Source organism: uncultured Aquimarina sp. (genome assembly GCF_947495315.1).
Taxonomy (GTDB): domain Bacteria; phylum Bacteroidota; class Bacteroidia; order Flavobacteriales; family Flavobacteriaceae; genus Aquimarina.
In genome coordinates, this window is the sequence record NZ_CANLYD010000002.1 from 450,418 (window position 1) to 477,362 (window position 26,945).

Annotated in this window: 31 protein-coding genes; 29 read left to right on the forward strand and 2 right to left on the reverse strand. The window is 31.5% G+C overall.

Annotation, left to right across the window (positions count from 1 at the left end):
* Positions 1 to 59: 59 nt before the first annotated feature.
* Both Q0910_RS05415 and Q0910_RS05420 read left to right on the forward strand, forming a co-directional pair.
* Positions 60 to 1,103, forward strand: a complete 1,044-nt coding sequence (locus Q0910_RS05415) for a histidine kinase (protein WP_299213346.1) — start codon at positions 60 to 62, stop codon at positions 1,101 to 1,103.
* The gene (locus Q0910_RS05420; protein WP_299213347.1) at positions 1,093 to 1,806 is read left to right on the forward strand and encodes a LytTR family DNA-binding domain-containing protein; all 714 of its coding nucleotides are present in this window, start codon (positions 1,093 to 1,095) and stop codon (positions 1,804 to 1,806) included. Before Q0910_RS05415 ends, Q0910_RS05420 begins: the two co-directional genes overlap by 11 nt.
* On the opposite strand, the gene Q0910_RS05425 is transcribed toward Q0910_RS05420, so the two are convergent.
* Positions 1,803 to 3,194, reverse strand: a complete 1,392-nt coding sequence (locus tag Q0910_RS05425; RefSeq protein ID WP_299213348.1) for a hypothetical protein — start codon at positions 3,192 to 3,194, stop codon at positions 1,803 to 1,805. The two genes, Q0910_RS05420 and Q0910_RS05425, sit on opposite strands and share 4 nt — an antisense overlap.
* Positions 3,195 to 3,287: 93 nt before the next feature.
* On the opposite strand from Q0910_RS05425, the gene Q0910_RS05430 reads away from it, so the two are divergent.
* The 27 genes from Q0910_RS05430 to Q0910_RS05560 all read left to right on the forward strand — a co-directional run bounded on the left by Q0910_RS05430 (position 3,288) and on the right by Q0910_RS05560 (position 26,367).
* Complete coding sequence (locus Q0910_RS05430) at positions 3,288 to 3,650, forward strand: VOC family protein (protein ID WP_299213349.1); 363 nt, start codon at positions 3,288 to 3,290, stop codon at positions 3,648 to 3,650.
* Between the two features lie 134 nt (positions 3,651 to 3,784).
* Positions 3,785 to 4,450, forward strand: a complete 666-nt coding sequence (locus tag Q0910_RS05435; RefSeq protein WP_299213350.1) for a DUF2461 domain-containing protein — start codon at positions 3,785 to 3,787, stop codon at positions 4,448 to 4,450.
* Positions 4,450 to 4,812, forward strand: a complete 363-nt coding sequence (locus Q0910_RS05440) for a TfoX/Sxy family protein (protein WP_299213351.1) — start codon at positions 4,450 to 4,452, stop codon at positions 4,810 to 4,812. Before Q0910_RS05435 ends, Q0910_RS05440 begins: the two co-directional genes overlap by 1 nt.
* Before the next feature lie 102 nt (positions 4,813 to 4,914).
* Positions 4,915 to 5,526, forward strand: a complete 612-nt coding sequence (locus Q0910_RS05445; protein ID WP_299213352.1) for a TetR/AcrR family transcriptional regulator — start codon at positions 4,915 to 4,917, stop codon at positions 5,524 to 5,526.
* A gap of 72 nt (positions 5,527 to 5,598) precedes the next feature.
* A complete protein-coding gene (locus Q0910_RS05450) occupies positions 5,599 to 6,882 on the forward strand; it encodes a TolC family protein (protein WP_299213353.1) in 1,284 nt (427 codons plus the stop codon).
* A gap of 8 nt (positions 6,883 to 6,890) precedes the next feature.
* Complete coding sequence (locus tag Q0910_RS05455; RefSeq protein WP_299213354.1) at positions 6,891 to 7,805, forward strand: HlyD family efflux transporter periplasmic adaptor subunit; 915 nt, start codon at positions 6,891 to 6,893, stop codon at positions 7,803 to 7,805.
* Positions 7,806 to 8,729 carry an ABC transporter ATP-binding protein gene (locus Q0910_RS05460; RefSeq protein ID WP_299213355.1) on the forward strand — a complete coding sequence of 308 codons (924 nt, stop codon included), beginning with the start codon at positions 7,806 to 7,808 and terminating at the stop codon, positions 8,727 to 8,729.
* A 4-nt stretch (positions 8,730 to 8,733) separates the two neighbouring features.
* Positions 8,734 to 9,111: a hypothetical protein gene (locus Q0910_RS05465; RefSeq protein ID WP_299213357.1), complete on the forward strand. Its 378-nt coding sequence runs from the start codon at positions 8,734 to 8,736 to the stop codon at positions 9,109 to 9,111.
* On the forward strand, positions 9,104 to 9,832 hold the full coding sequence (locus Q0910_RS05470; RefSeq protein WP_299213358.1) for an ABC transporter ATP-binding protein: 729 nt from the start codon (positions 9,104 to 9,106) through the stop codon (positions 9,830 to 9,832). Before Q0910_RS05465 ends, Q0910_RS05470 begins: the two co-directional genes overlap by 8 nt.
* 12 nt (positions 9,833 to 9,844) lie before the next feature.
* Complete coding sequence (locus Q0910_RS05475) at positions 9,845 to 10,345, forward strand: DUF2141 domain-containing protein (protein ID WP_299213359.1); 501 nt, start codon at positions 9,845 to 9,847, stop codon at positions 10,343 to 10,345.
* An 11-nt stretch (positions 10,346 to 10,356) separates the two neighbouring features.
* Positions 10,357 to 11,466, forward strand: coding sequence for an ABC transporter permease (locus tag Q0910_RS05480; protein WP_299213360.1), 1,110 nt, complete (start codon positions 10,357 to 10,359; stop codon positions 11,464 to 11,466).
* Positions 11,467 to 11,498: 32 nt separating this feature from the next.
* The gene (locus Q0910_RS05485; RefSeq protein ID WP_299213361.1) at positions 11,499 to 12,629 is read left to right on the forward strand and encodes an ABC transporter permease; all 1,131 of its coding nucleotides are present in this window, start codon (positions 11,499 to 11,501) and stop codon (positions 12,627 to 12,629) included.
* Positions 12,605 to 13,438 carry a phospholipase A gene (locus tag Q0910_RS05490; protein ID WP_299213363.1) on the forward strand — a complete coding sequence of 278 codons (834 nt, stop codon included), beginning with the start codon at positions 12,605 to 12,607 and terminating at the stop codon, positions 13,436 to 13,438. The genes Q0910_RS05485 and Q0910_RS05490 overlap by 25 nt, the downstream gene beginning before the upstream one ends.
* A gap of 69 nt (positions 13,439 to 13,507) precedes the next feature.
* Positions 13,508 to 14,722 carry an FtsX-like permease family protein gene (locus Q0910_RS05495; protein WP_299213365.1) on the forward strand — a complete coding sequence of 405 codons (1,215 nt, stop codon included), beginning with the start codon at positions 13,508 to 13,510 and terminating at the stop codon, positions 14,720 to 14,722.
* The gene (locus tag Q0910_RS05500; RefSeq protein WP_299213367.1) at positions 14,719 to 15,387 is read left to right on the forward strand and encodes an ABC transporter ATP-binding protein; all 669 of its coding nucleotides are present in this window, start codon (positions 14,719 to 14,721) and stop codon (positions 15,385 to 15,387) included. The genes Q0910_RS05495 and Q0910_RS05500 overlap by 4 nt, the downstream gene beginning before the upstream one ends.
* 27 nt (positions 15,388 to 15,414) lie before the next feature.
* Positions 15,415 to 15,801 carry a thiol-disulfide oxidoreductase DCC family protein gene (locus tag Q0910_RS05505; protein WP_299213369.1) on the forward strand — a complete coding sequence of 129 codons (387 nt, stop codon included), beginning with the start codon at positions 15,415 to 15,417 and terminating at the stop codon, positions 15,799 to 15,801.
* Positions 15,802 to 16,060: 259 nt separating this feature from the next.
* On the forward strand, positions 16,061 to 16,228 hold the full coding sequence (locus Q0910_RS05510) for a hypothetical protein (RefSeq protein ID WP_299213371.1): 168 nt from the start codon (positions 16,061 to 16,063) through the stop codon (positions 16,226 to 16,228).
* A 223-nt stretch (positions 16,229 to 16,451) separates the two neighbouring features.
* Positions 16,452 to 18,176, forward strand: coding sequence for a helix-turn-helix domain-containing protein (locus tag Q0910_RS05515; protein ID WP_299213373.1), 1,725 nt, complete (start codon positions 16,452 to 16,454; stop codon positions 18,174 to 18,176).
* A gap of 144 nt (positions 18,177 to 18,320) precedes the next feature.
* The gene (locus Q0910_RS05520; RefSeq protein WP_299213375.1) at positions 18,321 to 18,464 is read left to right on the forward strand and encodes a class I lanthipeptide; all 144 of its coding nucleotides are present in this window, start codon (positions 18,321 to 18,323) and stop codon (positions 18,462 to 18,464) included.
* Between the two features lie 206 nt (positions 18,465 to 18,670).
* A complete protein-coding gene (locus tag Q0910_RS05525; RefSeq protein WP_299213377.1) occupies positions 18,671 to 18,826 on the forward strand; it encodes a hypothetical protein in 156 nt (51 codons plus the stop codon).
* 76 nt (positions 18,827 to 18,902) lie between these two features.
* Positions 18,903 to 19,061 carry a hypothetical protein gene (locus Q0910_RS05530; protein ID WP_299213379.1) on the forward strand — a complete coding sequence of 53 codons (159 nt, stop codon included), beginning with the start codon at positions 18,903 to 18,905 and terminating at the stop codon, positions 19,059 to 19,061.
* A 454-nt stretch (positions 19,062 to 19,515) separates the two neighbouring features.
* The gene (locus Q0910_RS05535) at positions 19,516 to 21,144 is read left to right on the forward strand and encodes a helix-turn-helix domain-containing protein (protein WP_299213381.1); all 1,629 of its coding nucleotides are present in this window, start codon (positions 19,516 to 19,518) and stop codon (positions 21,142 to 21,144) included.
* A gap of 161 nt (positions 21,145 to 21,305) precedes the next feature.
* The gene (locus Q0910_RS05540) at positions 21,306 to 21,464 is read left to right on the forward strand and encodes a class I lanthipeptide (protein ID WP_299213383.1); all 159 of its coding nucleotides are present in this window, start codon (positions 21,306 to 21,308) and stop codon (positions 21,462 to 21,464) included.
* Positions 21,465 to 21,705: 241 nt separating this feature from the next.
* The gene (locus Q0910_RS05545) at positions 21,706 to 21,858 is read left to right on the forward strand and encodes a hypothetical protein (RefSeq protein WP_299213385.1); all 153 of its coding nucleotides are present in this window, start codon (positions 21,706 to 21,708) and stop codon (positions 21,856 to 21,858) included.
* Positions 21,859 to 22,004: 146 nt separating this feature from the next.
* Positions 22,005 to 23,228, forward strand: coding sequence for a lanthionine synthetase C family protein (locus Q0910_RS05550; protein ID WP_299213387.1), 1,224 nt, complete (start codon positions 22,005 to 22,007; stop codon positions 23,226 to 23,228).
* 17 nt (positions 23,229 to 23,245) lie between these two features.
* Positions 23,246 to 25,480 carry a lantibiotic dehydratase family protein gene (locus Q0910_RS05555; protein WP_299213390.1) on the forward strand — a complete coding sequence of 745 codons (2,235 nt, stop codon included), beginning with the start codon at positions 23,246 to 23,248 and terminating at the stop codon, positions 25,478 to 25,480.
* Positions 25,480 to 26,367, forward strand: a complete 888-nt coding sequence (locus Q0910_RS05560; RefSeq protein WP_299213392.1) for a thiopeptide-type bacteriocin biosynthesis protein — start codon at positions 25,480 to 25,482, stop codon at positions 26,365 to 26,367. The genes Q0910_RS05555 and Q0910_RS05560 overlap by 1 nt, the downstream gene beginning before the upstream one ends.
* A 122-nt stretch (positions 26,368 to 26,489) precedes the next feature.
* Here the strand turns inward: Q0910_RS05560 and Q0910_RS05565 are convergent, their stop codons facing one another.
* On the reverse strand, positions 26,490 to 26,630 hold the full coding sequence (locus Q0910_RS05565) for a hypothetical protein (protein ID WP_299213393.1): 141 nt from the start codon (positions 26,628 to 26,630) through the stop codon (positions 26,490 to 26,492).
* Positions 26,631 to 26,945: the final 315 nt, after the last annotated feature.

A 26,945-nucleotide genomic window follows, 5' to 3' on the forward strand; every position in this document is an offset into this window, starting at 1 on the left:
AAAGCAAATAAGTAGGAAGCTTAAATATTAATTTTGCAGATCATTGTATTTTGAAAATCTTGAATATAAAACATATTACATATCATTTATTATTTTGGTTAGCGATTATGGTGTTGTTTGCGATCTCAGAATGGGGTCACGGACAATCTTTTAAAGATGCTGTTATCTTTGAGCTATTATATTTGCCAACAAGAGTGATTGCAGTCTATGTAAATTGGTTTATATTAATTCCTAAGTATTTGTATAAAAACAACTTTGGATTATATCTTTTTTTACTAGTGGTAATTTTAATAATTACCGCAATCATACATCGATATTTTGTACTGTATTGGGGATATCCGATGTATTTTCCGCAGTGGGTAGATGGAAAACCTCTTGATCCATTAAATTTCTTCAGGTTAGTGCAATGTATAATGCTTATAGCTACTACAGTTGCTTTTACCACAGGTTTTAAGTTGTATAGCGATTGGTTTAAGCAGCGTAATGAAACTGAAGTGCTAAAGCAAGAAAAAACGAATGCCGAGTTAAAGTTTCTAAAATCTCAAACCAATCCTCATTTTCTGTTCAATACCTTAAATAGTATTTATGGATTGGCATTAGAAAATTCTAAAAAAACTCCGGCTCTTATTTTAAAGCTTTCAGATATTTTAAGCTATACACTGTATGAGTCTAATACCGAAAAAGTTGCACTAAACAAGGAACTCTCGTTGATAGGAAATATAATAGCATTAGAAAAAGAACGCTATGAAAAACGTGTGGACATCGACTATAAGGTAGAAGGTAATGTGGAAGGAGTTGAAATTCCACCATTGATTCTGGTACCTTTTGTAGAAAATGCTTTTAAGCATGGACTAAAGAATGAGGTGAAAAAAGGATGGATTACTATTCATATTAAGGTTTCTAATAATGAATTGTTTTTTAACATAGAAAACAGTATTTCCAAGCTTAAAGAAGAGGGTAGTAATGGAGGAGGACTTGGGCTTCAAAACGTATCTCGGCGTCTGGATTTAATCTATGGAAAGCACAAAGAGTTACTTATACGTAGAATCAATAGTTCTTTTATAGTTAACTTAACAATTAAATTGACCATAGATGAATCTTAAGTGCCTTATTGTTGATGATGAACCGATTGCCCAGAATATTGTAAAAGGTTTTGTGGAGGACACCCCTAATCTTGAGGTGTTCGAAGTGTGCGATAATGCAATGGAAGCTTTAAAGGTGCTTCAGGAACATACTGTGGATATTCTGTTTTTGGATATCGAAATGCCTAAAATAACTGGCTTAGGCTTTTTAAAAACATTGGATCATCCTCCCGCAACCATTATAACAACAGCATACAGGGAGTTTGCCTTAGAAGGATATGAATTAAACGTAGTAGATTATTTATTAAAACCTTTTTCTTTCGAAAGATTTTTAAAGGCTATAAACAAAGTGGGAAGTTCTAAAAGGACAGATGATCATGATGCCAAAATTGCCTCTAAATCGTATGAATATTTTAAAGTAGATAGAAAAAACGTTAGAGTAAACTATAATGAGATTCTCTATATTGAAGGATTAAGTAATTATGTAAAAATCCATTTACCAGATAAGGATTTGGTGGTTTATCACAAATTAGCAGATTTAGAAACACTGTTACCTTGCGATCAATTTGTTCGTATCCATAAATCCTATATCGTTGCGCTAGATAAAATAACAGCCTATGGATCGGATTATATCGAGATTATTGATGAGCAATTATCTATAGGGAACACCTATAAAAATAATTTCTTTGCACTGCTTTCCGAAAGAGACGAAAAGAACAACTAATATTTATGGTTAATCCAGTCATTAAAATCTATGTATCCCATAATATACTTAGGAATCGGGTCTTCTCTTAATTGTTCAGAAAGTTGATCAAATGCCTTTTTCTTTTCTTTTTCGGGATACTCAACAGTTTTTGATAGAAACTTTAATAATAATTTTTCATAGGAATCTATGTTTCTTTGCTTTTTTATATGCTTTTTGATAGCATCAATTAAGTATCTCAAAGTAAATTCATTTTGGAGTTCATAATGCACTAATAGATTGAGCCAATATGCATAGGTAATTAGATCTTTTCGGTCTTTTTTGGTTTGATAATTAAGGATGTCATTGATCCAATGTAATGCCTTTTTATAGTCCTTTTTTTGAAAGTAGATATTAGCAAATTGAAAGCGGAAAGAAAGCCAGTAGTTAGCCGGAATCATTGTTTTGTTATTGCTGATGAAGTCCTGAATGTTTTCAATAACCTCTTGCGTGTTATGAAGGTCTTTAAGGTTTCTGTGGATTTCTAGTTCAATGTTATAAAGACGTAAGGTTTCTTTTATTAAAGAAGCAGAAGAGGTTGTAATTTCTTTTGCTTTTTGTTTTAATAGTAAAATCCGAACAAAGGCTTCTTTGTGCAATTTTTTAAATACAAGATATCCAAGATAGTTGTTGTAGACCGAAAAGTAAGTTGTGAAATATTCTTTGAGTAGTTCTGGATTCTGTTCCCATTCTTTTATGAGTTTTTCTATAGTATGTTTTGCTTTTTCATAGTTTTTTGCTGCAAGCTGTTTTCGATATATATGAAGTGTTTTTAGTGTTTTGTTCTGAATTCGATGTGTTTTTTTATGAGATAAAGAGAAATTTATGGGATCAATATTCGCTAATAAAAGATTGATATATTCTACAGTAGCGTTTAGTGATTTTTTTTGTTTTGTAACAATATGTTTTAAAGTTTCGAAATCCTGTAGGTATAATGCCTGATGTACTTTTCTTTTCCAATCCCGAAGCTGAAATAATAATAAATCTTGTTGAAAATGTACTGCTTTTTTCTCTGCACGGTTTAGTTCGCTCTCGCAAATGGTATATAAGCCCTTATGAAACAAAATTTCTATATTACGTAGAATATCTGTTAACTCTGCTTGTATAGAAATTCGAGCATGATAATTTCTTAAAGATTGTAAAATGCGTTGCTTTAAGTAATTTTTTATGGTGGTTAATTGATTAGTGAATGCCTTATTTCTAAACAACTCTTTTATTTCGGCTTCATCATATTTTTTTTGAGTATCAATTGCATTAAATAGCGCTATGTATTCTGATGTTTCATTCCCTTTCGCATTTACTTTGAAATAACGTTTTTCGCTTTTGGTTAATGACTTGATCAGAAAGAATAATTCTTCGTTTTTCTTCATTTTAGAAACCTATGTTTTTTCAAAAATAATGTTTTTCTTACTTACTTCTATCCTATACCTTTGAGATATTCTTAATCAATACAATATATCATTATGTCAAATGCAATTAGCTGGTTTGAAATACCAAGTACCAATTTTGAAAGAGCAGTAAAGTTCTACAGTGAACTTTTAGAGACAGAGCTTCAACCGATGGATATGGAATTTAAAATGGCCTTTTTTCCTTACAAAGATGGAGGTGTAGGAGGTTGTGTAACTCACGGAAATGGAAATACACCTTCTCAGGAAGGAACATTTGCGTATCTTAATGGAGGAGATGATTTGTCTGTTCCATTAGCACGTGTAGAGAAGGCAGGCGGAAAAGTTTTGATGCCAAAAACTTCTATTGGAGAAAATGGTTTTATGGCTATATTTCTGGATACAGAAGGAAATCGAGTAGCGTTTCACTCTATGTCCTAACTTTTTTTAGCTGTTATTTGGAGTGAAGTCGAGAAGAAATAATTTTGGAATTATAATACGTAATCCAAAACGCACAAGTTTTGATTTCACTCTAACTAACGGTTTGATTATATTTAAATATTAATAATTTGGTTATGCAATGTTTCACCGAAGATTTTGTCGATTTTTTTGAAGAACTATCAAAGAATAATCATAAAGAATGGTTTCATACTCATAAAAAGAGATATGAAGCAAGTGTCAAGAAACCTTTTGAGGTTTTTATAGGTAAAATGATTCAGGAAATACAAAAGTATGATCCTGCCTTAGAAATTGAGCCTAAGGATTGTATACTTCGCATTCATAAGGATATTCGTTTTTCTAAAGATAAATCACCATATAATCTACACTATACCGCATTCGTATCTAGAGGTGGTCGTAAGGACAAGAGTGTTCCAGGGATGTTTTTACGTTTTTCTCCGGAGATGGTAGGTGTTATGGGAGGATGTTTTGGTATTTCGAAGGAACAATTACACAATGTAAGAACTAAAATTGACCAGGATCCCTCAGAATTTAGGAGATTAATAGAGAATTCAGATTTTGTTCAAAAATTTGGAGAGATCAAAGGGAGAGCTTTAAAGCGAATTCCTAAGGAATGGAAAGAAGCATATAAGAAGGAACCATTGATTGCCAACAAACAATTTTATTTTGTAGGAGAAGAAGCTCCATCTCTTATTACTAGTGAATCTCTTATCGATGAACTTATGAATTATTGGAAAGTGATGCATCCTGTAAATGAGTATTTAACCAAAGCAATTCAATAATGGCATACAGCGAATATATAGCCGATCGGATTCATCAAATTTTCCAAGAAAAAAGAGCTAATTTCTATACAAAAAAAATGATGGGAGGTCTCTGCTTTATGGTAGATGATAAAATGTGTTGTGGAATCCATTATGATAAAAAGAAGGAAACAGATCTTTTAATGGCTCGTATAGGAGAAGAAGCATATACAGAAGCTATAAAAAGAGAAGGTTGTCATCCTATGGATTTTACGGGCAGACCTATGAAAGGATATGTTTTTGTAACCGCAGATGGGTTTGATTTGGATGAAGATCTGGAATACTGGATACAATTATGCTTGGATTTTAATCCTTTGGCAAAAAGCAGTAAAAAAAGGAAATAAGATTAGAGAAAGGTACAATCTTTATTTCAGGTATTAGTTTCACTAATTTGTGGTAGTTTTTGTAAAAAATCTTTTCTTAACTTTAGCCAAAACCTAAAATTTATGGTGAGGCAAACAGATACAGAAACGCAAATTTTAGAGGCAGCTAAGAAAATCTTCGTTCAAAAAGGTTTTGCCGGTGCTCGAATGCAGGAAATTGCCAATGAAGCCAAAATCAATAAGTCCATGCTTCATTACTATTTTAGAAGTAAAGAATTATTATTCGAAAAAATTATGACATCTTATATTGAGATGACAGCTCCTAATTTCATAAATGCGATTTCTGGAGAGGGAACTATAATAGAGAAAATCGAACGTTTAGTTTCTACTCATATTAATACTCTGTTAAAAAATCCTCACATTCCTATGTTTATATTGCACGAGCTCTCCCAAGGACGAAAAAATATGATAGTTATGATGAAACAGAGACTGGCTGTAAACAACACACTACCAGTATTTATGAACCAAATAATAAAAGAGCAAGAAGAAGGTGTTTTAAAACAGGTTCTTCCGCATCATCTTATGCTTACGGTAATGTCCTTGATTGTGTTTCCTTTTATTGCTAAACCTATCTTCCAGAATATGTTAGAAATTCCAGATGCATTTTATAACCAGATAATGGAAGAACGGAAGGAAATTGTTATGAATTTCTTAAAAGATGCATTACTAAAATAATTTTTTTTACATTTATTCAACCAAATGGTTGAACTTAATGGTTGATTGTTAAATATTGAAAATCAATAAATAATGAACAGGGAATGCGTAAAAAAAATCAAAATTGTTCTACTGATTGTTCTTCATATAAGTATTGGATCGAAAGCACAGACAATAGATAAACTTCAATTAGAAACGGCCTATGTCTTGGCAGAAGAACATTATCCGCTTATTGCAGATAAAGCCTTATTGGATGAAATTTCTAAGATTAATTTGCAAATTATCAATAGAGAGCGATTGCCTTATATAACCCATAATGCGGAGGGGCAAATTCAAAGTGAGAATGTTAGCTTGAATACAGGAACAAGCAATGTAGAACTGCCGTTAGAAACTTTCAAAGCTTTCGTAGATATGAATTTTGACCTCTATAATGGAGGCTTGGTAAAAGCTAAAAAAGAGATTGAAAAATCTTTATTAAAAGTGAACCAACAAAACCTAAAGGTAACATTACGAACACTTCAAAATCGCGTCAATAACTTGTTTTTTACAATAAAACTGTCTAAGCAACAAAAAGAGTTGCTTAAAACTTCAATCGATGATATAGAATCTAATATAAGAACCTTACAAGTGCAATATGATAATGGTGTTGTATTAGAAAGTGAGCTCTCTAAGCTTAAAGTACGTCAGTTGGAATTGCAATCTGATACATTTCGATTAGATGGAGATATCAAAGCATATTTTGCAGTATTACAAGAGCTTCTCGGAATTTCACTTTCTGTAGATACAGAATTAATCTTACCACCGCTCAATAACGAAATGATAGATGGCAATATTTCTAGACCAGAGCAATTGCTGTACGATTATCAGAAAGAATTATTAACCGCCCAGGAAGCAACAATTAAAGCTGGTCGAAAACCAAAAATCTCACTTTTTGCACAGGGAGGTATAGGAAACCCAAATCCACTAAATTTCACAGATACCGAAACAGCAAACTACGCTTTAGGAGGTATTCGTTTACAGTGGAATTTAATAGACTGGGGTAAAGGGAAAAAAGAACGCCAAAAATTAAAAGTTGAAATAGAACAAACCAAGGTAGATAAAGAAACTTTTGAATTTGATATCGCTTCTAGAGAAGAAGAATACCGGCAAAGGATTAACGCATTACAAACACAACTCAAAAATGATGAGCAAATCGTAACACTACAACAATACATACTGAAACAGACAGAAACACAACTTAACAATGGAATTATTAACTCCAATGATTATATCACTCAGGTCAATGCAGAGTTGTCTGCAAAACAACAGCTCGAGTTACATAAAGTAGAATTACAACAATTACAAATAGAATATTTAACCGTCTTCGGAAAATTATAAGTACAGTCATGCAAAAGATGAACATTCATTTTATAAAATATATTATCCTTTCTTTATTTATAACTGCTTGTGGCAATGGTGAAAAATCAGATGCCTATGGAAGTTTTGAAGCTACTACAATCACAGTAAGCGCAAAAGGTAGTGGCGAATTATTGAAATTTAATATTGAAGAAGGGCAAAAACTTAATGCAAATACAGTTGTAGGTGCCATTGATACATTACAACTTCATCTTGAAAAATTAAAGACACAAGCAACTATCGAGGCTTTAGACGGAAAATTACAAGAAGCCGCACCAGAAGTGGCCATTCTTTTAAAAGACCGTTCTAATCTTATCAGGGAACGTGACCGTACAGAGCGCCTGTTTAAAGAAAAAGCAGCAACAGCAAAACAGTTAGATGATTATAACGGAAAGATTGATTTAATTAACCAACAAATCAACTCTACCAGGCGAAATGTTGGAGTGGCTAACCGGGCTGTTCTTTCAGAACGGAAACCACTACAAGCGCAAGTAGCACTCATCAATCAACAGATTAATGACCATATCATCAGCAATCCTATTTCGGGTACAGTTTTAACAAAATTCGTTGAGCCAAACGAATTGGTCAATCAAGGTGCGCCTTTATACAAAATTGCCAATCTTGATGAATTAACACTCAAAGCTTATACAAGTGCCAATCTTTTGCAAGATGTAAAATTGAATGATACTGTAAAAGTGCTAATTGATGATGATAAAGATGGCTATAAGGAGTTAAGTGGAACTATTTCTTGGATTGCAAGTGAAGCTGAATTTACACCTAAAACCATAGAAACCAAAGAAGAACGTGTGAATCTGGTTTATGCCATAGAGGTAAAAGTAAAAAACAACGGCACACTAAAAATAGGAATGCCAGGTGAAATTGAATTTAACCACAAAGAGGAGTAAATGTCTGCTATAGAAGTAGAACATATAAGCAGAAGTTATGGTGAAGTATTAGCGCTAGATGATATCAATTTTAATGTTGAAGAAGGTGAGTTGTTTGGGCTTATTGGTCCTGATGGTGCTGGAAAATCTACCTTATTCCGCATTTTAACCACATTGCTTATTGCTGACAAAGGTAAGGCAAGAGTAGTTGGTCATGATGTGGTTGAAAATTACAAAGACATACGTAAAAAAGTAGGCTATATGCCTGGACGGTTTTCGTTGTACCAAGATTTGAGTGTAGAAGAAAACCTATCATTTTTCGCAACCATTTTTGGCACAACCATTAAAGAAAATTATGACTTGGTTAAGGATATTTATATACAAATAGAACCCTTTAAGAAACGTTTGGCAGGAAAACTTTCTGGTGGTATGAAGCAAAAATTGGCATTATGCTGTGCGCTTATCCATAAACCAGAAGTGTTGTTTTTAGACGAACCAACCACTGGTGTAGATGCAGTAAGTAGAAAAGAATTTTGGGATATGCTACAGAGCCTAAAGAAAAAAAATATTGCCATTTTAGTGAGTACACCTTACATGGATGAAGCTAGCCTGTGCGACCGTATTGGACTGATTCAAAAAGGGAAAATCTTAAAAATTGATAAACCGCAACAAATGATGAATGACTTTAAAAAACCATTGTATGCAATTAAAACCAATGAAACTTACAATACACTTCAGTATTTAAGACAACAAGATTTTACGGAAAGTGTTTTGCCATTCGGAGAATATTTGCACCTAATTACCAGAGAAAGATTAAATACTGAAACTATAAAAATACATCTTAAACAAAAAGGATTTACAGTATCTGAAGTTAAGGAAATCAAACCTACCGTTGAGGATATTTTTTTGGATTTATCGGATAACGAAGAATCACTAATAAAATAAAAAAATGAAAGAGCAAGTTAAAAAGAGCAAATGGCGTTTTGTATGGATGTTACCAATGTTATTACTCACAGTAACAGCCCTTGTAGAACTTTTGCAAGTAGAATCTTTAGTTAAAGAGATGGATACAAAAGGAATGTCTCATATGTTAAATTATCTGGCGATAGTTAAGCTTTTTTGTATTGCTGTATTTCTTTATCCCAAAACAAGACATATTGGTTTTTTGCTCTGCACAGCATACATAGGCGGTATTATAGCCTCTAATTGGATGACACATGAACCACCAATACCAGGTGTAGTTTTAATGGTTTTACTATGGATTGGTGTTTATTTTGAATTCCCTCATTTTTTTAAAATCACACAAAATACAATTGTAAATGAATGATGAGAAGGTTATACAAGTACAAGATTTAACCAAAAAATTTGGTGATTTTACTGCGGTAGATGCTATTACTTTTGATGTATATAGAGGTGAAATATTCGGTTTTTTAGGTGCCAATGGTGCTGGAAAAACAACAGCGATGAAAATGCTAAATGGTTTGAGTAAGCCAACTTCTGGTAATGGAACAGTAGCTGGGTTGGATGTTATAAAACAATCCGAAAAAATTAAAGAGCGTATTGGCTATATGTCACAAAGATTCAGTTTGTACGAGGATTTAACCGTCAAGGAAAATATTCGGTTTTATGGTGGAGTGTATGGTCTTTCAAAACAAAAAATTAAGGATAAGACCGATCAAATTTTAGAAGAACTTCAATTAACTGAAGTTGCTTCAAAATTAGTGAAAGCGTTACCGTTAGGCTGGAAACAACGTTTGGCTTTTGCCATTTCCATGGTACACGATCCAAAAATTGTGTTTCTAGATGAACCAACAGGTGGTGTTGACCCAGCCGTGAGACGACAATTCTGGGAAGCCATATATGAGGCTGCAAAAGGTGGCAGTACCATTTTTGTAACCACACATTATATGGATGAGGCTGAATATTGTGACCGTGTTTCAATCATGGTAGATGGTAAAATTGAAGCGCTTGATACCCCCGATAATTTAAAAGCACATTATAACGCCGAATCTATGGATGAGGTATTTTTAAAATTAGCACGTAACTAAAAAATAAAAATTATGAAATTTTCAAAAAAAATTCATGAACACTTCAAAAATAGATTTGCCGTGAATAAAAAGGTATTTGTACTGGTTATTATAGCCACAAGTATGATGAGTTTTAAGACGAATCTTAATACATTATCAAATGAAATAAATTCAGGGAACATTCAAGTTAATGTCAATGGCATTGACAGTAAGAAAGGACAAATTGTTTTTATGCTTTTTAATACCGATGAAGGCTTTCCAAAAGAGGTTAATAAGGCTTATAAAAAAGGTTATGTAAAGCAGTTTTCAAAATCCACTTCTTACACCTTCGAAAATGTACCTCATGGTACATACGCAGTTGTAATTTTTCATGATGAAAATAATGATGGCGAAATTGAATCTAACTTTATTGGTATGCCTAAAGAACGTGTTGGTGCTTCAAATTTGACTAAGCGAAGTAAGCCCAATTTCAAAAAATGTGCTATTGAATTGAACGGTGTAGAAAAAGTAATTGACGTGGTTTTCATCATCTAAAAAGATAGAGCATGCTAAAGGTATTTTGGGCATTTATAAAAAAAGAATTCTATCATATTATAAGGGACAAGCGTACTTTATTGATACTTTTTGGCATGCCCCTAGCGCAAATATTAATTTTCGGCTACGCTGTAACCAATGAGTTTAAAGATGCAGAAATCGATATTTTGGATCATGCAAAAGATGAGACAAGCAAACAGCTCATCAACCATTTACAAAGTTCGGGCAACTTTATAGTTAATAGTAATCTTATTTCAGAAAATGAATTAGAAACAGGCATGAAAGCAGGTAAGTCTAAACTGGTTTTGGTGATACCTAATGATTTTTCAAAAGATTTTTATGCAGGAAACCCTTTAAAGATTCAATTAATTGCTGATGGTTCTGACCCAAATAATGCCAACACTTTAGTTCAGTATGTTAATGATATGGTACGCAAGTTTAAAACTGAAAAAGTGAGTGCTGGTCTCAATCCATTTCAAATTGGTGTAGAAACCCGAATGATATATAATCCGCAATTAATTAGCGCCTACAATTTTGTGCCTGGAACTATTGCACTCATACTATTGATTATTTGTGCGATGTTGACCTCGCTTACAATCTCAAAAGAAAAGGAATTAGGAACCATGGAAATTCTTTTGGTATCGCCTTTACCACCTCTATTAATTATTCTCGGTAAAGTGACACCTTATGCTTTTCTGTCTTTCATCAATGCTGTTATCGTATTACTAATTGGCTATTTTGTGTTTAATGTGCCTATTATAGGTAGCCTCGGTTTACTACTGTTAATGTGTTTTTTATATGTTATTACAGCGTTGTCGCTTGGCACATTGATTTCAACAGTATCGGCAACCCAACAAAGTGCCATGATGAAATCTTTAATGGGATTAATGTTGCCATCTATGTTATTATCTGGATTCATTTTCCCATTGGCAAGTATGCCAATCGTGCTTCAATATCTCGGAAATATTGTACCTGCTACTTATTTCATCAATATACTCAAAGGGATTATGTTACGTGGTGCTGGGTTAAACATCATTTTATATGAGGTTGGTGTTTTAATATTAATGACAGTCGTCCTGCTGGCTTTGGCTATGAAGAATTTTAAAATCCGTTTAGAATAAGATGGAATTGATTATCTGTAACACCTATTGAAATGAAATTATTAAAATATCTTATACAAAAGGAATTCATTCAAATATTAAGGGACAAGACCTTGCTACCAATGATGACCGTTTTGCCGATAATTCAGCTGATTTTACTATCAATTGCAGCTTCTAATGAAGTGAAGAATGTAAGGCTCGCTATTGTGGATAAAGACCAATCGGAAATGTCAAGACAATTGTCCAATAAGGTTGTGGCTAATGATAGATTTTCGATTGTAGCGGCACCATTTAACAATAATCAAGCAATGGATTTGATGCAGGCAGATAAAGTGGATATTATTTTGGAGGTTCCACAAAATTTTGAAAAAGAATTTTATCGAGGCGAAGCACCAAAATTACAAATGTTGGTAAACGCCATTAACGGACAACAAGCTACAATAGGTTCAGGCTACTTAAGTTCTATTATTGGGTCTTTAAATCAAGAGATTGTGCTTAATGAACCTGTGCTATTCAATTCAAATTCTAATAACAATAGTAATGCAACCATTATAGTTTCAAATAATACATGGTACAATCCAGAATTAAAATATCCACACTTTATGGCGCCTGGCATTCTTGCAGAGTTAACAGCGCTTTTAACCATTATTCTTTCGGCTATGAATATCGTAAAAGAACGCGAAGTCGGCACTATAGAGCAAATCAACGTAACACCTATAAAAAAATGGCAACTCATTGTTGGTAAATTAATTCCGTTTTTATGCATTGGTATGTTTGTTTTAACGGTTGGTCTTACGGTTGCTAAATTGGTATTTGACATTCCTATGCGAGGTAGTTTGTTACTTATTTATGGCTATGGTTTTGTTAACATTATTTGTGTATTGGGATTGGGATTGCTTATCTCCAATTTTGCCAATACCCAGCAGCAAGCCATATTTATTGCTTTCTTTTTTGTAATGATTTTTATTTTAATGTGTGGTCTTTTTACACCTATAGACAGCATGCCTACATGGGCTCAATATTTTACAATCCCAAATCCACTAGCTCATTTTATTTCTGTAACAAGAAAGGTTTTGCTTAAAGGAAGCGGATTTATGGATGTTAAATTAGAGTTTTTTTACACTTTCATCTTAGCTATAATTTTTAATTCACTTGCAATATGGACATACCAAAAGCAAGAATAACTTTTGTGTCAATTTTTCTTATAGCTACGCTCTCCAAAGCACAAGAAAGGATTTCTACAAAGATTGATAGTACAAATTATAAAGAGATAATCCATTCACTTCCTACATTTACCATATTTGGAGATAATTACATCATTACAGGAACTGCATTAAATGAAAAACCAGATTCTGATAATAGTGATGCTAAATTTCAGTTGGGTTTTAAACAAAGGATAACCAATCTTGATCTACCTTGGGATGCATTTTTGTTTTTTACATATCGTCAGAAATCATTCTGGAATGTTTATAAGGAGTCCTTTCCATTCAGAGAAAGTAACTACAATCCTGGTTTGGGATTTGCAAAATTATTTTTTAAAAATAATGAAATATCCAGCGGATTATGGTTTCAATTTGAGCATGAATCTAATGGAAGAGATAGAGAAAACTCAAGAAGTTGGAATTATTTTTCACTCCTTTATATAAAACCATATTTGAATCAATGGCAATTCAGAATTAAAGGGTGGGCGCCAATAGGAAGTATTAGAGATAATCCTGATTTATTAGAGTATCGTGGATATTTTGAAGGAGGAATATCTTATAGACCCTGGAAATCTTTAATTTTTGAAGGAGATTTTAGAAAGAGTTTTAGTTCGGATTGGAGAGGAAGCCTGAAACTAGGAGTTAGTTATAAAATATCCAAAAATAGCAATCAATTTATCTACTTACAATACTATCTGGGCTATGCAGAAGACCTAATAAATTATACAGAAAGTGTGAGTAGATTAAGAATAGGAATAACTTTTAAGGATCTGTCTTTCAAATTTAAATGATTTAAAAGATTCTATAAACTGTTTAACAGACTTCTGTAATCCTATCCTTGCTTTCTCGACCTATGTGATATGTCTAAGCAAGTTTTTAATAAAACAAACATATTCATAGCGTTACAATACTTATTTGCAAGAAAAAAGCAAAGCTTTTTAGCGGCAATAGGGGTTTTACTAGGTGTGACTACTTTTATTGTCATGATCAATTTTATGACAGGAGTGAATGACTTTCTGGATGATGCAGTCTTTAACGGAAGTCCAGATATAATAGTTAGTGCAAAGTCTAAAAAACAATCTACCACAACTTCCAATATACTATTCAATTATATAGAAAATAGTAACAAAATTGATGATGTCCTGAAAGTAGATGATAATGTTCAATCCTTTGCCTACCAAATCATTTCGCCAGCAATTTTAATTAGCGACTCTAAACAGTTTCCTGGTAGTATTAATGGTGTTTTTCCTACTCAAGAAAGTAAGATGGTTGATTTAGAAAGGCGATTAATAAAAGGAGAAGGCTTTCAGAGCTTGTTAAAAGAAAATTCGATTCTGTTAGGAGTTAGTCTGGCCAAACGATTACAAGTTTCTGCTGGAGATCAGATAAAAATGATACTTCCTAATGGAAAGAATACGACACTAAAAGTTACGGGCATATTTAGTTTCGGAATAACCACTATTGATAATGTAAGAACGTATGTTTCTGCAAGCACGTTACAGAATTTGTTAGATCAAAAAAATAGTATTACGAATATTCACGTAAAACTAAAAGATAGAGATGATATTCGTTTAAAAAGCTATTTAACTGATAATATTGATGGAATTGCGACAGAAGATTGGAAAGATAGTAACAAGACGATTGTGATAGGGAATAAGGTTCGTGATATTCTTACCTGGTCTGTTTCTTTTGCATTACTTTTAGTAGCAGGATTTGGAATTTATAATATTCTTAATATTACAGTGATCCAAAAGAGAAAAGATATTGCAGTACTAAAAACCATTGGATACTCTAGTAATGATATTATTTTCATTTTTCTGGTTCAATCCATAATTATTGGTGTGTTAGGCGCAGTTTTCGGAAGTTTTTTTGGATATCTAATTAGTTATTTAATTTCTACCACACCATTGGATACTTCAGATTTTATTATTGTGGATACTTATCCGATTAATTTTAAGATGTCATATTATGTGTTAGGATTTTTCTTTGGAGTATTGACGACCATTTTTGCAGGATATTTTCCTTCCAGAAAAGCAAGTAAAGTAGATCCTGTAACTATTATTAGAGGAATATGATTTTAGAGGCACAACATGTAGATAAATATTTTTTTGAACCTGAAAAACATAAGGTGTTAAGAGATATTTCTTTGTCAATTTCTGAAGGGGAACTGGTTTCCATATATGGAGAATCCGGAAGCGGAAAGTCGACCTTATTGTATATTCTTTCAACCTTAGATACCGATTTCGAAGGAAACTTGAGCATACATGATCAGAACATTAAAAACTTAACATCTTCGGCTCTTACCTATTTTAGAAATAAACACATTGGATTTGTATATCAATTTCACTATTTGCTACCGGAATTTAATGTGTTACAAAATGTAATGCTTCCGGCTATGAAATTATCTCAAAAAAGCAATAAGGAAATTAAAAATGACGCTATGTCTTTGTTAGATGAAGTAGGGATGAAAGATTTTGCAAAGCGACCTTCGTATCAGCTTTCTGGTGGCCAACAACAGCGAGTAGCGATCGCTAGAGCATTGATTAATAACCCTTCTTTAATTGTCGCTGATGAACCTACCGGAAATCTAGATCAAAAAAACTCAGAGCTAATATTCGAATTATTAAAAAAAATTACCGAATCTAGAAATAAAACAGTGGTCATCGCAACTCATAATCCTAAAATTTATCATAATTCTCACCGTAGTATTGAAATGATTGATGGTTCTATACGACTATAATCGAGTAAAAACTTAAAAATCAATAAAATGGAAACTTCTTTAGACAAAAGTATTATTATATTCGATGGTGAGTGTAATCTATGTAATGGCGTTGTGGGTTGGTTAATGCAGTTTGCTCCAGAAGATCTTTTTCATTTTATTCCTTTTCAATCTCCTCAAGGTCAGAAACTACTAAAAGAACATGGATATCCTACGCAACGATTAGATACCGTAATTCTTATTGACGAAAATGGATCACATACCCATTCGGATGGTTTCTTGAAAATAGTATCTAAAATTCCAAAATGGAAACGTGTAGCAGCCTTGTTGGCATTTGTTCCGAGAATGATTCGGGATGGGATCTATAGATTAGCTTCTCGTAATCGAGTAAAATGGTTTGGTCAATCACAGAGTTGTACTATTAATTTTAGATAAGCTTCCAGTCAAAAATAAATATACTTCCTTTTTAGTTTTAATTATAAAGAGTGATTGAATCGCCTTCATTAAGTCTTGTTTATTGATAATCATTAAGAAGTTATATAATATGTTTTTCAATAGCATCAAATTTATAAAACTGATGATCCTTTATTTTTAATACTTAGTTGTGCTCCTTAGTTTAGACCTCGTTATCCATAGGATATCTGGCGGAAACCGAAAAGCCTTATCTAGAGTAGGTGTTTTAAAAAATAGTATCATGAAAAAATCATTAAAAAATTTAGAGCTAAAAAAACAAACGATCAGTAGTTTAAATCTTAATAAGGTTCGTGGAGGTGTAGTCAATTCTATGTTTTGCTTGACTATGGTATCTTGCGATACAAATAGAGATTGTGAACTCGCAACAATTAAAAACAAAATGTATTAGTATCTGTAATAGAGCGTTATAGCCGTCTTTAAACCCTGATCAGACTAAAAATGTCCAATGACAATAATATTTTGGGACTAAATGCTGGATGGTATGTAATTATGATTATAGTAACTTAATTTTATTTACGCGATTCATTCACTTAAGCGGTTTTTAATTTTGACTAAAAAAAGCAGAATAAAAAGAATCATTACTTTTGGTTCTATACTTCATACTAGATCAAATGATTTTTCCAAAAAAACGGATATCGTTCTTCATTCTATTTATTATTACTTTAATATCCTTTACCATTCATGCGCAGGATACCAACTTCATCATTCCCGATAGCCTAAAAACTAAAACTCCTGAACAACTGGTGAATTTAATTAGATCTTCCGAGGCTGATTTTATAGAAGTTTATGAAGAAATATTGGAGAGTTTTCATAAGAACGATTCAGTCTCAGCCAAGTTTTATCTTCGATTGGGGTTTCATTTTTATAGAAAAGAAGATTTTAAAAGGAGTATCAAATATGCGAATAGGGTACATAAAATAGGAAATAAACTAAATGATAAAAACCTGTTATTTTGGAGTTATATACTAAATGGCGCTACATTTCTTAGAGAAGGAAAACATCAGAATTCATTTAACAATTATTACGAAGCAGTAAGCATTGCAAAAAAAGAAGAAAAACCTGAAAATATAATTATTGCAAATTCAGGCCTTGTATTAGTATTACATAAAATGAATAGGTTGGATAAAGCTTTGGAAATTTCTAAAGAAATGTTACAAGGTATTAATAAAACCTCATTTAAAAACGGCAGAGATCATGTGAGAATACTTACTAATATTAATGAAGTATACTTAGACAAGGAGCAATACGACTCTGTGCTATATTATGCAGATAAAGGGATTGATATAAGTAAATCTATTGATTTTAAAGAAGGTCTTGTGGATTTATATATTAAAAAAGGAATTGTCTACTATTACAAAAAAGATTTTGATCAGGCTTTTGATAATTTATATAAAGCCAAAGATATTTTGGATAATTATGACATTGGTAATAAGTTTTTCCCAACTGTAAAAGTAAATTATTATATGGCTGGTTGTTATTATGAGGAGCAAAACTATGACCAGGCAATTTCGTATTTATGCAACACCATGGATTTTATTAAAGAAGAGGATGTAAGTAAACTACCAGTAATCCAATCACATTTGTTATTAGCCAATTGTTATTTTAAAAAGAAAGATTTTGTACAAGGACATTATTGGGAGCGTATTTATATAAACTTAAATGAGAATTATCAGGAAGAAAAAGATAAAACCGTAGATACAATTTATGAGAAAGAAACTGAAAAGTATGAGAAAGAAATAGCAAAACTAAAAAGTAAAGAAAACATCTCAAGTTATCTATTGATTGGTTCTATTACCATTTCTTTAACTTTATTACTAATAGGGTTTACATATTATAAAAAACAACAGTCGAATAAGCTAATGTTCTCAGAATTGGTTGACAAAATCAATCTTTTGGAGGTAGAAAAAAGTGAAAAAGACTCAAAAAATAATAGCGCAACAATTGTAATTGATGATGATAAAGTTACAGCCATATTAAAAGGTTTGGATAAGTTGGAAGATCAAGAATATTTTTTAAAAACGGAATGTAACCTAAGGACAATCGCCAAAAAGGTAAAAACGAATACGACCTATCTTACCAAGATTATTCACGCACATAAAGGAAAGAACTTTAATGAGTATATCACAGATTTAAGAATTGAGTACGCATTGCAACGATTAAAGAATGATAAAATATTCAGAGCCTTTTCTGTAAAATCTATTGCTGCAGAAGTAGGGTATAAAAGTGATGATGCATTTGCGAAACGTTTTAAAGCAAAAACAGGTTTAAACCCGTCGTATTATATTAAGAATATAGAAAAACTACAACAAGAGAATAGTATTACGAAAAGCGTATAAAAGCATTCCCGTTTTTATCTAATATAGGGTGTTAGTATTGTGATTAGTCTTTCAGATAAAATATATTTCAATAAAGAATATAGGTATGGAGGATTCTGAAAATCCATCAAAAGAGTAAGAAACACTAACTAAATCACCTTGTTTATGAAACAACAACAAAAAAACAAAATCAGTCTAAAAAAGCTTACGATTGCTAGGATTAATATAGATGCGATGCACCAAATTAAAGGAGGTAGTAGCCTTCCTACTTTTGAAACATTTCCAGATAAATGTAATATAGAACCTTGATTAATACTAATAAAATTGTTTGAAAAACCCTGCAAAATATGCAGGGTTTTTTATAACCCTGTTTTATCCAAAACAGGGTTATTTTGTTTTTAATCTTCTTTTTTTCAATCTAGTTTAGCCTCATAATCAAAGTAATGTCGACACTTGATTTTGATAAGGGGAAACCGAAAACCTTAAGACAGAGTAGGTACTTAAAACATATAATTATGCTTAATAACATTTTAAATTTAGAAGGAGTTAAAAAGTTAAATAACAAAGAACAGCAATCTATTAAGGCAGGTGTGGATTATCTTGGTGGAGCATGTTTGGTGCTTTGTGATGGGAACTGTTTAGGTGGATATTGTTATCAAAATTTGCATTAATCCTCTTACTCTTTAAGGTCAAGAAGATCTTTAGGATTTTTATTTTTAATAGTATACTTAAAACACACAATAAATCATGAAAAAATCATTAAAAAATTTAGAATTAAAAAAACAAACGATTAGTAGTTTACAACTTGATAAAGTAAAAGGAGGTGTGGGCTTACAAACATATTATTTATGTGGGAATACTGCCAGAACAGGAACAAATGGAGTTCCAGTTTGTATGGAACATTAATATTATGAATTATATAAAAAAAGGGAAACCGAAAGCCTTTCAATAGAGTAGGTGCTTAAAACGTATAATTATGCTAGATAAAATTTTAGAGATGAAAAATGTCTCAATCATAGAAAAGAAACAGCAACAATCTGTAAAAGGCGGAAACGATTATCTAAACTGCGTAATGTTAGGACGTCTTGATTGTCACCCTATACATATGCATTAATCCCATAATACGTCTTGTATTTTTAGAAAGATTCTTCAATAGGTGGAGAATCTTTTCTTTTTTAGTTGTGTGTGCTTGTGGAATTTAATTGCTTGATACATAATCTAATCGTTACATTTGGATAATCACACAATATTTATCCAAATGATTTTTTTTGTTAACAGATGTGTATCGAGACATTTACTTTATTACATATTTATATCTGTATTTTTTTTAATAAAGACCTATGGGCAAGAACAGCGAGTAATGACCCCTGATAGTTTGAAAGATAAAACAATTGAAGAATTAATTCAGTTGATAAAAATTGCTACTCCCAATGAGAGTCTTGTCTATGAAAATGTTCTTATAAACCATCAAAACCTAAACGTTAATCTTGCTCAAATATATTCTGAAATTGGATATCATTTTTATAAGCAAGAAGAATCTGAACGAAGTATCTCATATCTAAATAAAGCTATTGAGATCGCTAAAAAAAGTGAATTGGATGAAGTTCTTTGCAAGGCTTATTTAAGGCAAGGAAACTCGTATCTAAAAGATTGGCAAAATCAAAAAGCATTGGATTCTTATCAAAATGTTTTGGAAATTGCACAAGAAAAAGGCGATCTTAAGAATGAGATTGTTGCTAAATCTAACATAGTGATTGTTCTAAGAAGAATGAATCAATTAGACAAAGCCAGAGAAGATTGTAATAAATTATTGAGTTTTATTGACAAAACATCCTTCAAGAATGGTAAAAACCATGTAAATGTGCTTACAATTATAAGCGAAGTATATTTAGATTTAGAAAAACTTGATTCAGTACTGAAATATGCTGAAATTGGTTTAAAAATAAGTGAATCTTTAGATTATCAGATTGGAATTGCTGATTTGTATATTAAAAAAGGAATAGTATTCTACCAAAGAAAAAACTACGATCAAGCATTAGATTTTTTATACAAAGCAGAAGATATTTTAACCAGGCTTGGAATTAGTGGTAGATCCAACCAATCTATCAATGTAAACTATTTTCTAGCAAGTTATTTTTATGAAGTAAAATCTTATGATAAAGCTATTGGGTATCTAAATGAAACATTAAATGTATTAGAAGAAAATGATTTAAGAAAAAATAGAGTAATAGATGCTCATATGCTTCTAGCCAAGAGTTACAAGGAAACAGGTGACATAAAAGCATCTATACGTTGGTTTACTGCACATCAGGAATTACAAGATCAATTTCAGAAAAACAAAGATGAAACAGTAAGTAAAATATATGATCAGAATACACAAAAATTAGATGATAAAATTAAAAAACTAGAAAGCAAACGAATAAAAGAACAAAAGTATAAGAAGTATATTTTAGGTGCTTTTTCGATAGTATTTTTTATAATGGTTATTATCCTGATAGCGTATTTTAGAAAACAAAAAGCTAATAAAATAGTATTTAACGATTTGATTAAAAAAATATCTGATTTAGAAACTAAGGACAAGGCAGAATCGACAGAAACAAAAGATGTAGGTAAAGAAATAGTCATTGATGATGAAAAAATTAATGAAGTATTGAAAAGATTGAGTAAGATTGAACAACAAGAATATTTTTTAAGCTTAGAGTGTAATCTAAGATCTATTGCAAAAAAAGTTAGGACAAATGCTACATACCTATCTAAAATAATAAATACGTATAAAGGGAAAAGTTTTAATGATTATATCAATGATTTAAGAATTGATTATGTGCTTAAAAGATTAAAGAACGATAAAAAATTCAGGTCATTTTCAATTACTTCAATAGCATCAGAAATAGGATATAAAAGCGATAATTCTTTTACAAAACATTTCAAAGCTAAAACAGGACTTAATCCTTCGTATTATATCAAGAATATAGAAAAATTGAATAATTAAGCTTTACATGTTTAACATCAGTAAAAAAATACCTCATTTTGAACAAAATGAGGTTTGCTAATTATGATTTAACCTCTATTAAAAGTATATTTCTTGTATCTAACTTTTTATTTATTAGTACCCTTTTTTAGGAGAATGAATAAAGCACAAAATGTACACTCATGAAGAATAAACAAAGAAACACAATTACACTAAAAAAGCTTACTATAGCTAGGATCAACCTAGATGCTATGAGAAAAGTAAAAGGAGGAGACTGTCTGCCTACAGAACACGAAGGTAATTCACATGTGGTTTGTCAACCAACTCAACATCGTTTTTAGGATCATTGTACAAATAATAAGGCATAAAAAAAGCTTCAATAATGAGGCTTTTTTTATGCCTTATTTTGTTTAAAATACGTATGTTAAATTTTATATCACCCTATTTTGTCAATAGTTTTAGAGAAGAGAAATTCTTGATTAGAATTAAAAAACAACAAGTATTAAGTTAAAACTAATTCTAAAAAAAGGGAAAGCCGAAAACCTTAAACAGAGTAGGTAATTTTAAAATACTATAAGTATCATGAAAAAATCATTGAAAAAATTGGAGCTTAAAAAACAAACAATTAGTGACTTAAATCTAAACAAGATCAAAGGTGGTATTGATCCAACGCACTGTTGTCCTACATTAGATGCTCTTAATAGTTGTCCTCCTCAAGGAATGCAATGTTTCTAAAAAAAACTAAAGAGCGTATGCTGTGAAATGCTTTTTTAAAATAATCTCATAGTATATAATGTTAATACAAGTTTTTTTAATACTTTAAACACGAAAACTGCCTAGATTTTAGGCAGTTTTTTTATCGCAGTTTTTTAAGAAAAAAAATGAGTAATTTGAAACCTATATTATTAGATAAATTAGAAAAAATTAGCAATATCCTTTCTGAAAATTATAATACTAATGAACATGTTGGTGTTTTATCGGGGATTTCCGGAATTGCGTTGTTTCAATTTTATTATTCTAAGTTTATTGAAAAAGAATCACACGCGGATATAGGAGTAGAAATGATATCTTCTGTTATAGAAAAAATTAACGAAGGATATAGCTTTCCTACTTTTTGTACTGGAATAGCAGGAGCAGGTTGGGCTATAGAATTATTGGATGAAGAAGGTTTTATCGATGTTGATAGTGATGACTTATTATCTGATTTAGATGATTATTTAAGCCTTGCTACTAAAGAGATGGGAGAGAAAGATAATTTCTATGATTTTTTACACGGAGCAATTGGGATTGGTTTTTATTTCTTTAAAAGATATCAAGGGACAAAGTCTACAGCCTTAAAAAATGATTATAAAGTAAAACTTCTAGAAATTGTTGCCTCTCTTAAAAGATCCTCGATTGAAGAGGATGATATGATAAAATGGGAAAGCAATCTTAATGAAAAAGAAGAACTTAGGGGATATAATCTAAGTCTATCTCATGGAATGGCTAGTATCATAAATTTTTTATCCCGTTTAGCAATTTATGATGATTTTTATGATAAAGTAACACCCATATTACATAAAGCGACCCAATTTATTCTAAGTAATGAAGATAAAGATGTATCTTCTCCTTCAATGTTTCCTAGCTGGGTTTATGATGGTATGGATAAAAAGAGTAATGAAAGATTGGCTTGGTGTTATGGAGACTTAGGAATTGGTTTAACATTGTGGAAAGCAGGAAAAGTCTTGCGAGATGAAAAAATTATACAAAAAGGAATGAATACGGTTAAAAATTCCTGTAAAAGGAGAGATCTTGAAGAAACTAAGGTAAGAGATAATGGTTTATGCCATGGTACTTTCGGTATGGTTCAGATTTATAATTATATGTATAAAGAAACAAAAGAATTAATATTTAAAGAAACAGCTGATTATTGGATGGAACAAGGGCTTAAAATGGATACACATACAGATGGATATGTTGGATATAAACAGTGGTATGGAGGAGAAAACGAAAGTTGGAGAAACGAAATGAACTTACTCGAAGGTATTGCAGGAATAGGGCTATGTATCATCTCATATTTGGCACCATTCGAAACGAAGTGGGATGAATGTTTACTAATTAGTTAATTCCGAATAGCAATATTATGAGCTATAAAAATTTTCCAAAATACGTTTTACGTACTCCTCTATTTTCCTTTTCATTCTATAAAGAGCTAACTCAAAATAAAACGCTAAAAGAAGAAGAGTTAAAACAAATTTGTTCTGATGAAATTATCAAGGAAGCTATTTTTTTAGCATCACCTTCTTTATATCAGGAGTTTGAAAAATGGTTGAAAGGAGATATCAAAGAAAAGGCAGTATCAGAGCGTATGATGTATTCTGTATTAAAATACATTAGTAGAATGTCCTCACGCTGCACACCTTTCGGGATTTTTGCTGGAACTGCAGTTGGAAATTTTTCGGATACTACCAGGATTGAGCTTTTGGATAAATCAAAAAATAATCGTCATACGCGATTGGATATGAATTACTTGGTAGCACTATCTCAGGATATTGTTAAAGATAAAGTGATTAGGGATCAACTTCTTTTTTATCCGAATACCAGTGTCTATAAAGCCGGTAAACAACTCAGATATGTAGAGTATACCTATGTAGAAAGTAGAAGAGTACATCATATCGTAGCGGTAGAAGATTCTGAATATTTACAAAAAGTGCTTTCTGAAGCAAGAAAAGGATCTCAGCTTTGTGATTTAGCAGAATTGTTAGTAGATGATGAGATTAGTAATGAAGAAGCGTCTGGGTTTATAGATCAACTAGTAGAAAGTCAATTGTTGATTAGTGAGTTAGAACCATCCGTTTCTGGTCCTGAGTTTTTGGATCAAATAATACCAGTTCTTAAAAAACTATCAGGCACTGAACGAATCATTTCTGAGCTAGAAAGTGTACAACTAACATTGCATCGAATAGATAAAAATATAGGAAACCCAGCAAAGGAATATATTGATCTTAGTGAATCATTAAAGAAATTAGGTACCGGTTTCGAATTGAAGTATATGTTTCAGACAGACATGAACCTTTCTTTAGAAACAAATACAATTAGTCACGAAACCGTAAGGAAGATAAAGAAAGGATTATCATTACTTAATAAACTTACATTACCACCAAAAGAAACACTTAATTCCAGATTTAAAGCAGCATTTTATGAGCGATACGAGAGTAGAGAAGTCTCTTTATCAAAAGCACTCGATGTAGAACTTGGAATTGGGTTTTTGCAGGATAAAGATTCGGGAGATGTAAGTCAAATAATTGATGATCTTGTACTACCATTCAAACAAGAAAAAATAGCTGCCAGGGATGTTAGATGGTCACCCATACATGCAGTGCTGAATAAAAGGTTATTAGAATGTATTAAGGAACAGAGGAGTACTTTGGTATTAACAGACAAAGACTTTAATGATTTCGAGGAAAACTGGGAAGATTTACCAGATACTATTTCTTCTATGATAGAATTGGCGCAGGTAGATGGTGCCGAAAAAATTATTATGTCTAGTTGTGGAGGTTCAAGCGCCGCAAACCTTTTAGGACGTTTTTGCCACGGAGATGAAGATTTAGATATCTATACGAAAGAAATAATTGATCTAGAAACAAAGTTAAATCCTGATAAAATTCTTGCAGAAATTGTGCATTTACCAGAGTCTCGAGTAGGAAATATTTTGATGAGACCTAGCTTTAGAAAGTATGAAATACCATATCTGGCAAAGTCTATTCTGAATGATGAACATCAACTTTTATTAGATGACTTAATGATTTCTGCCAGTCCGAACGGAAAGGTAACGTTGAGGTCCAAAAAGTTTAATAAAGAAGTAGTTCCACACTTAACCAATGCACATAATTTTTCCAGTAACGCATTACCCATTTATCAGTTTTTAGCCAATATGCAAACTCAAAATCAGAGAGGAGGCATCGCTTTTGATTGGGGACCATTTGCAGAAGAGTATGATTTTTTACCAAGAGTAGAATATAAAGATATTATATTTTCTAATGCAATTTGGAATATTACATCATCCGAAATTCAACCTTTATTAAAGAATCTGAATGATGAAAATAAATTTTGTAGAGAATTAGAGATCTTTGTAGAAAGTAAAAGTTTACCTCAGTTTGTACTTCTGGTAGATGGAGATAATGAATTACTAATTAATTCTAAAAATACTACAGCTGTAAAAATGTTATTGAATACTGTAAAAAAGAGGAGTAGATTTAAGCTTAAAGAATTTTTGCACGTCAATGAAAGTTTGATAAAAGAAGGAGAAAAAGTATTTACAAATCAAATTGTTATGTCATTTTATAATGAAAAGAAATTAAAAAACTTGCAGAATTAATGATGGACGTACAAAGATCTTTTATAGTGGGTAGTGAATGGTTGTATTATAAAATATATACTGGACCAAAAACCTCAGATTTGGTTCTGACAGATATTATTAAGCCTACTGCGATGCATTTATTAGAAAATAATATCATTGATAAATGGTTTTTCATTCGGTATAACGACCCAAAGCATCATATTAGAGTTAGATTCCATTATGAAAATCCTAAGAACGTGGCTGGAGTTATTAATGCCTTATATACTTCACTTAAAGAGTTTTCTGACGAAGACCTAATCTGGAAAATACAACTGGATACATATCAAAGAGAAATAGAACGCTATGGAGTAAAGACTATGAGTGAATCTGAAGAACTATTTTTTCTGGATAGTAAGATGATCGTAGATTTTTTGGATATGATTGATGGAGATGAAGGAGAAGAGCTAAGATGGTTATTTGGAGCAAGAGCAATAGATCAAAAACTCCGAGATTTTGGCTATAATGAAGATGAGAAAATGGTTTTAATGGAACGATTAAAGTTAGGTTTTGGTGCTGAGTTTGGAATGAATAAAGGTCTAAAAAAGCAGATGGATAAGAAGTTCAGGAATGAGCATGATAAGATTAAGAGTTTTTTAAATTTTGAAAGAGAAACAGATGCTGATTATGCCCCTATTGTTGATGTTTTAGCAGAAAAGAGTAAGAATAGTGAAGTTTTGGTTAGAAAGATTCTGTCTGTTGTAAACAAATCTGAATTAGATGATATGATGGGTAGTTATATTCATATGCTTATGAATAGGTTGTTTAGGTCCAAAAACCGCCTACACGAAATGGTAATCTATGATCTGCTATATAGAACCTATAAAGTAGCTTGGGGAATTAGAAAGTTTAAAAATAAGGTATCATAAATCTACATCCTATATGTAGTATAAGGTTAAGGAGTATAGCTTAAGAAAGGTAAAGTTCTTAAGTGCTGATTATATGTATGAAATTTTGGAGCTAAGATAGTTCTCTTAAATGTTCTTTATACTCATGTATCGCTTTTGCAATATCTTCCTGGTTCAGGCATAGAAATAAAATTACTACAATCTCCTGCATTTTGAAGCGTGCCACCGTTTATCTTTATTAAGTCTTCTCTATTTAAGGGTCTTATATTTTTTAAATTTTTCATGATAATGAATTTTAATAAACTGAAAGTTAATAAATTAAACTTAGCTTGTTTATCTATTTATATTCAATTTCGAATATTTCTTTCAATTGTATTAATTTTTGATTAATAGTCGAAGTAAAACTAACGGATCCTTTAGTATGTATTATGAGATGCAACTAATGTAAAAAAACCATCTAAATCATTTTTAGATGGTTTTTTCTACTACTAAATATAGCAATACGTACTTAGTTGAGAGAAATGTTTTTTTTAATTATGGCTAATTACAATTTCTTCTAAACTCCCACGGTCTTACGTTGGTTTTAAATTTAATTAGAC

Bases quoted from the DNA above. Each gene is read 5' to 3' on its own strand.
- Q0910_RS05470 (WP_299213358.1), top strand. From the start codon at position 9,104: ATGAATGATGAGAAGGTTATACAAGTACAAGATTTAACCAAAAAATTT.
- Q0910_RS05550 (WP_299213387.1), top strand. From the start codon at position 22,005: ATGAGTAATTTGAAACCTATATTATTAGATAAATTAGAAAAAATTAGC.
- Q0910_RS05515 (WP_299213373.1), top strand. From the start codon at position 16,452: ATGATTTTTCCAAAAAAACGGATATCGTTCTTCATTCTATTTATTATT.
- Q0910_RS05535 (WP_299213381.1), top strand. From the start codon at position 19,516: ATGACCCCTGATAGTTTGAAAGATAAAACAATTGAAGAATTAATTCAG.
- Q0910_RS05495 (WP_299213365.1), top strand. From the start codon at position 13,508: ATGTCTAAGCAAGTTTTTAATAAAACAAACATATTCATAGCGTTACAA.
- Q0910_RS05450 (WP_299213353.1), top strand. From the start codon at position 5,599: ATGAACAGGGAATGCGTAAAAAAAATCAAAATTGTTCTACTGATTGTT.
- Q0910_RS05555 (WP_299213390.1), top strand. From the start codon at position 23,246: ATGAGCTATAAAAATTTTCCAAAATACGTTTTACGTACTCCTCTATTT.
- Q0910_RS05520 (WP_299213375.1), top strand. From the start codon at position 18,321: ATGAAACAACAACAAAAAAACAAAATCAGTCTAAAAAAGCTTACGATT.
- Q0910_RS05485 (WP_299213361.1), top strand. From the start codon at position 11,499: ATGAAATTATTAAAATATCTTATACAAAAGGAATTCATTCAAATATTA.
- Q0910_RS05510 (WP_299213371.1), top strand. From the start codon at position 16,061: ATGAAAAAATCATTAAAAAATTTAGAGCTAAAAAAACAAACGATCAGT.
- Q0910_RS05440 (WP_299213351.1), top strand. From the start codon at position 4,450: ATGGCATACAGCGAATATATAGCCGATCGGATTCATCAAATTTTCCAA.
- Q0910_RS05490 (WP_299213363.1), top strand. From the start codon at position 12,605: ATGGACATACCAAAAGCAAGAATAACTTTTGTGTCAATTTTTCTTATA.
- Q0910_RS05525 (WP_299213377.1), top strand. From the start codon at position 18,671: ATGCTTAATAACATTTTAAATTTAGAAGGAGTTAAAAAGTTAAATAAC.
- Q0910_RS05430 (WP_299213349.1), top strand. From the start codon at position 3,288: ATGTCAAATGCAATTAGCTGGTTTGAAATACCAAGTACCAATTTTGAA.
- Q0910_RS05540 (WP_299213383.1), top strand. From the start codon at position 21,306: ATGAAGAATAAACAAAGAAACACAATTACACTAAAAAAGCTTACTATA.
- Q0910_RS05500 (WP_299213367.1), top strand. From the start codon at position 14,719: ATGATTTTAGAGGCACAACATGTAGATAAATATTTTTTTGAACCTGAA.
- Q0910_RS05460 (WP_299213355.1), top strand. From the start codon at position 7,806: ATGTCTGCTATAGAAGTAGAACATATAAGCAGAAGTTATGGTGAAGTA.
- Q0910_RS05560 (WP_299213392.1), top strand. From the start codon at position 25,480: ATGATGGACGTACAAAGATCTTTTATAGTGGGTAGTGAATGGTTGTAT.
- Q0910_RS05565 (WP_299213393.1), bottom strand. From the start codon at position 26,630: ATGAAAAATTTAAAAAATATAAGACCCTTAAATAGAGAAGACTTAATA.
- Q0910_RS05505 (WP_299213369.1), top strand. From the start codon at position 15,415: ATGGAAACTTCTTTAGACAAAAGTATTATTATATTCGATGGTGAGTGT.
- Q0910_RS05445 (WP_299213352.1), top strand. From the start codon at position 4,915: ATGGTGAGGCAAACAGATACAGAAACGCAAATTTTAGAGGCAGCTAAG.
- Q0910_RS05465 (WP_299213357.1), top strand. From the start codon at position 8,734: ATGAAAGAGCAAGTTAAAAAGAGCAAATGGCGTTTTGTATGGATGTTA.
- Q0910_RS05425 (WP_299213348.1), bottom strand. From the start codon at position 3,194: ATGAAGAAAAACGAAGAATTATTCTTTCTGATCAAGTCATTAACCAAA.
- Q0910_RS05435 (WP_299213350.1), top strand. From the start codon at position 3,785: ATGCAATGTTTCACCGAAGATTTTGTCGATTTTTTTGAAGAACTATCA.
- Q0910_RS05455 (WP_299213354.1), top strand. From the start codon at position 6,891: ATGCAAAAGATGAACATTCATTTTATAAAATATATTATCCTTTCTTTA.
- Q0910_RS05480 (WP_299213360.1), top strand. From the start codon at position 10,357: ATGCTAAAGGTATTTTGGGCATTTATAAAAAAAGAATTCTATCATATT.
- Q0910_RS05530 (WP_299213379.1), top strand. From the start codon at position 18,903: ATGAAAAAATCATTAAAAAATTTAGAATTAAAAAAACAAACGATTAGT.
- Q0910_RS05475 (WP_299213359.1), top strand. From the start codon at position 9,845: ATGAAATTTTCAAAAAAAATTCATGAACACTTCAAAAATAGATTTGCC.
- Q0910_RS05420 (WP_299213347.1), top strand. From the start codon at position 1,093: ATGAATCTTAAGTGCCTTATTGTTGATGATGAACCGATTGCCCAGAAT.
- Q0910_RS05545 (WP_299213385.1), top strand. From the start codon at position 21,706: ATGAAAAAATCATTGAAAAAATTGGAGCTTAAAAAACAAACAATTAGT.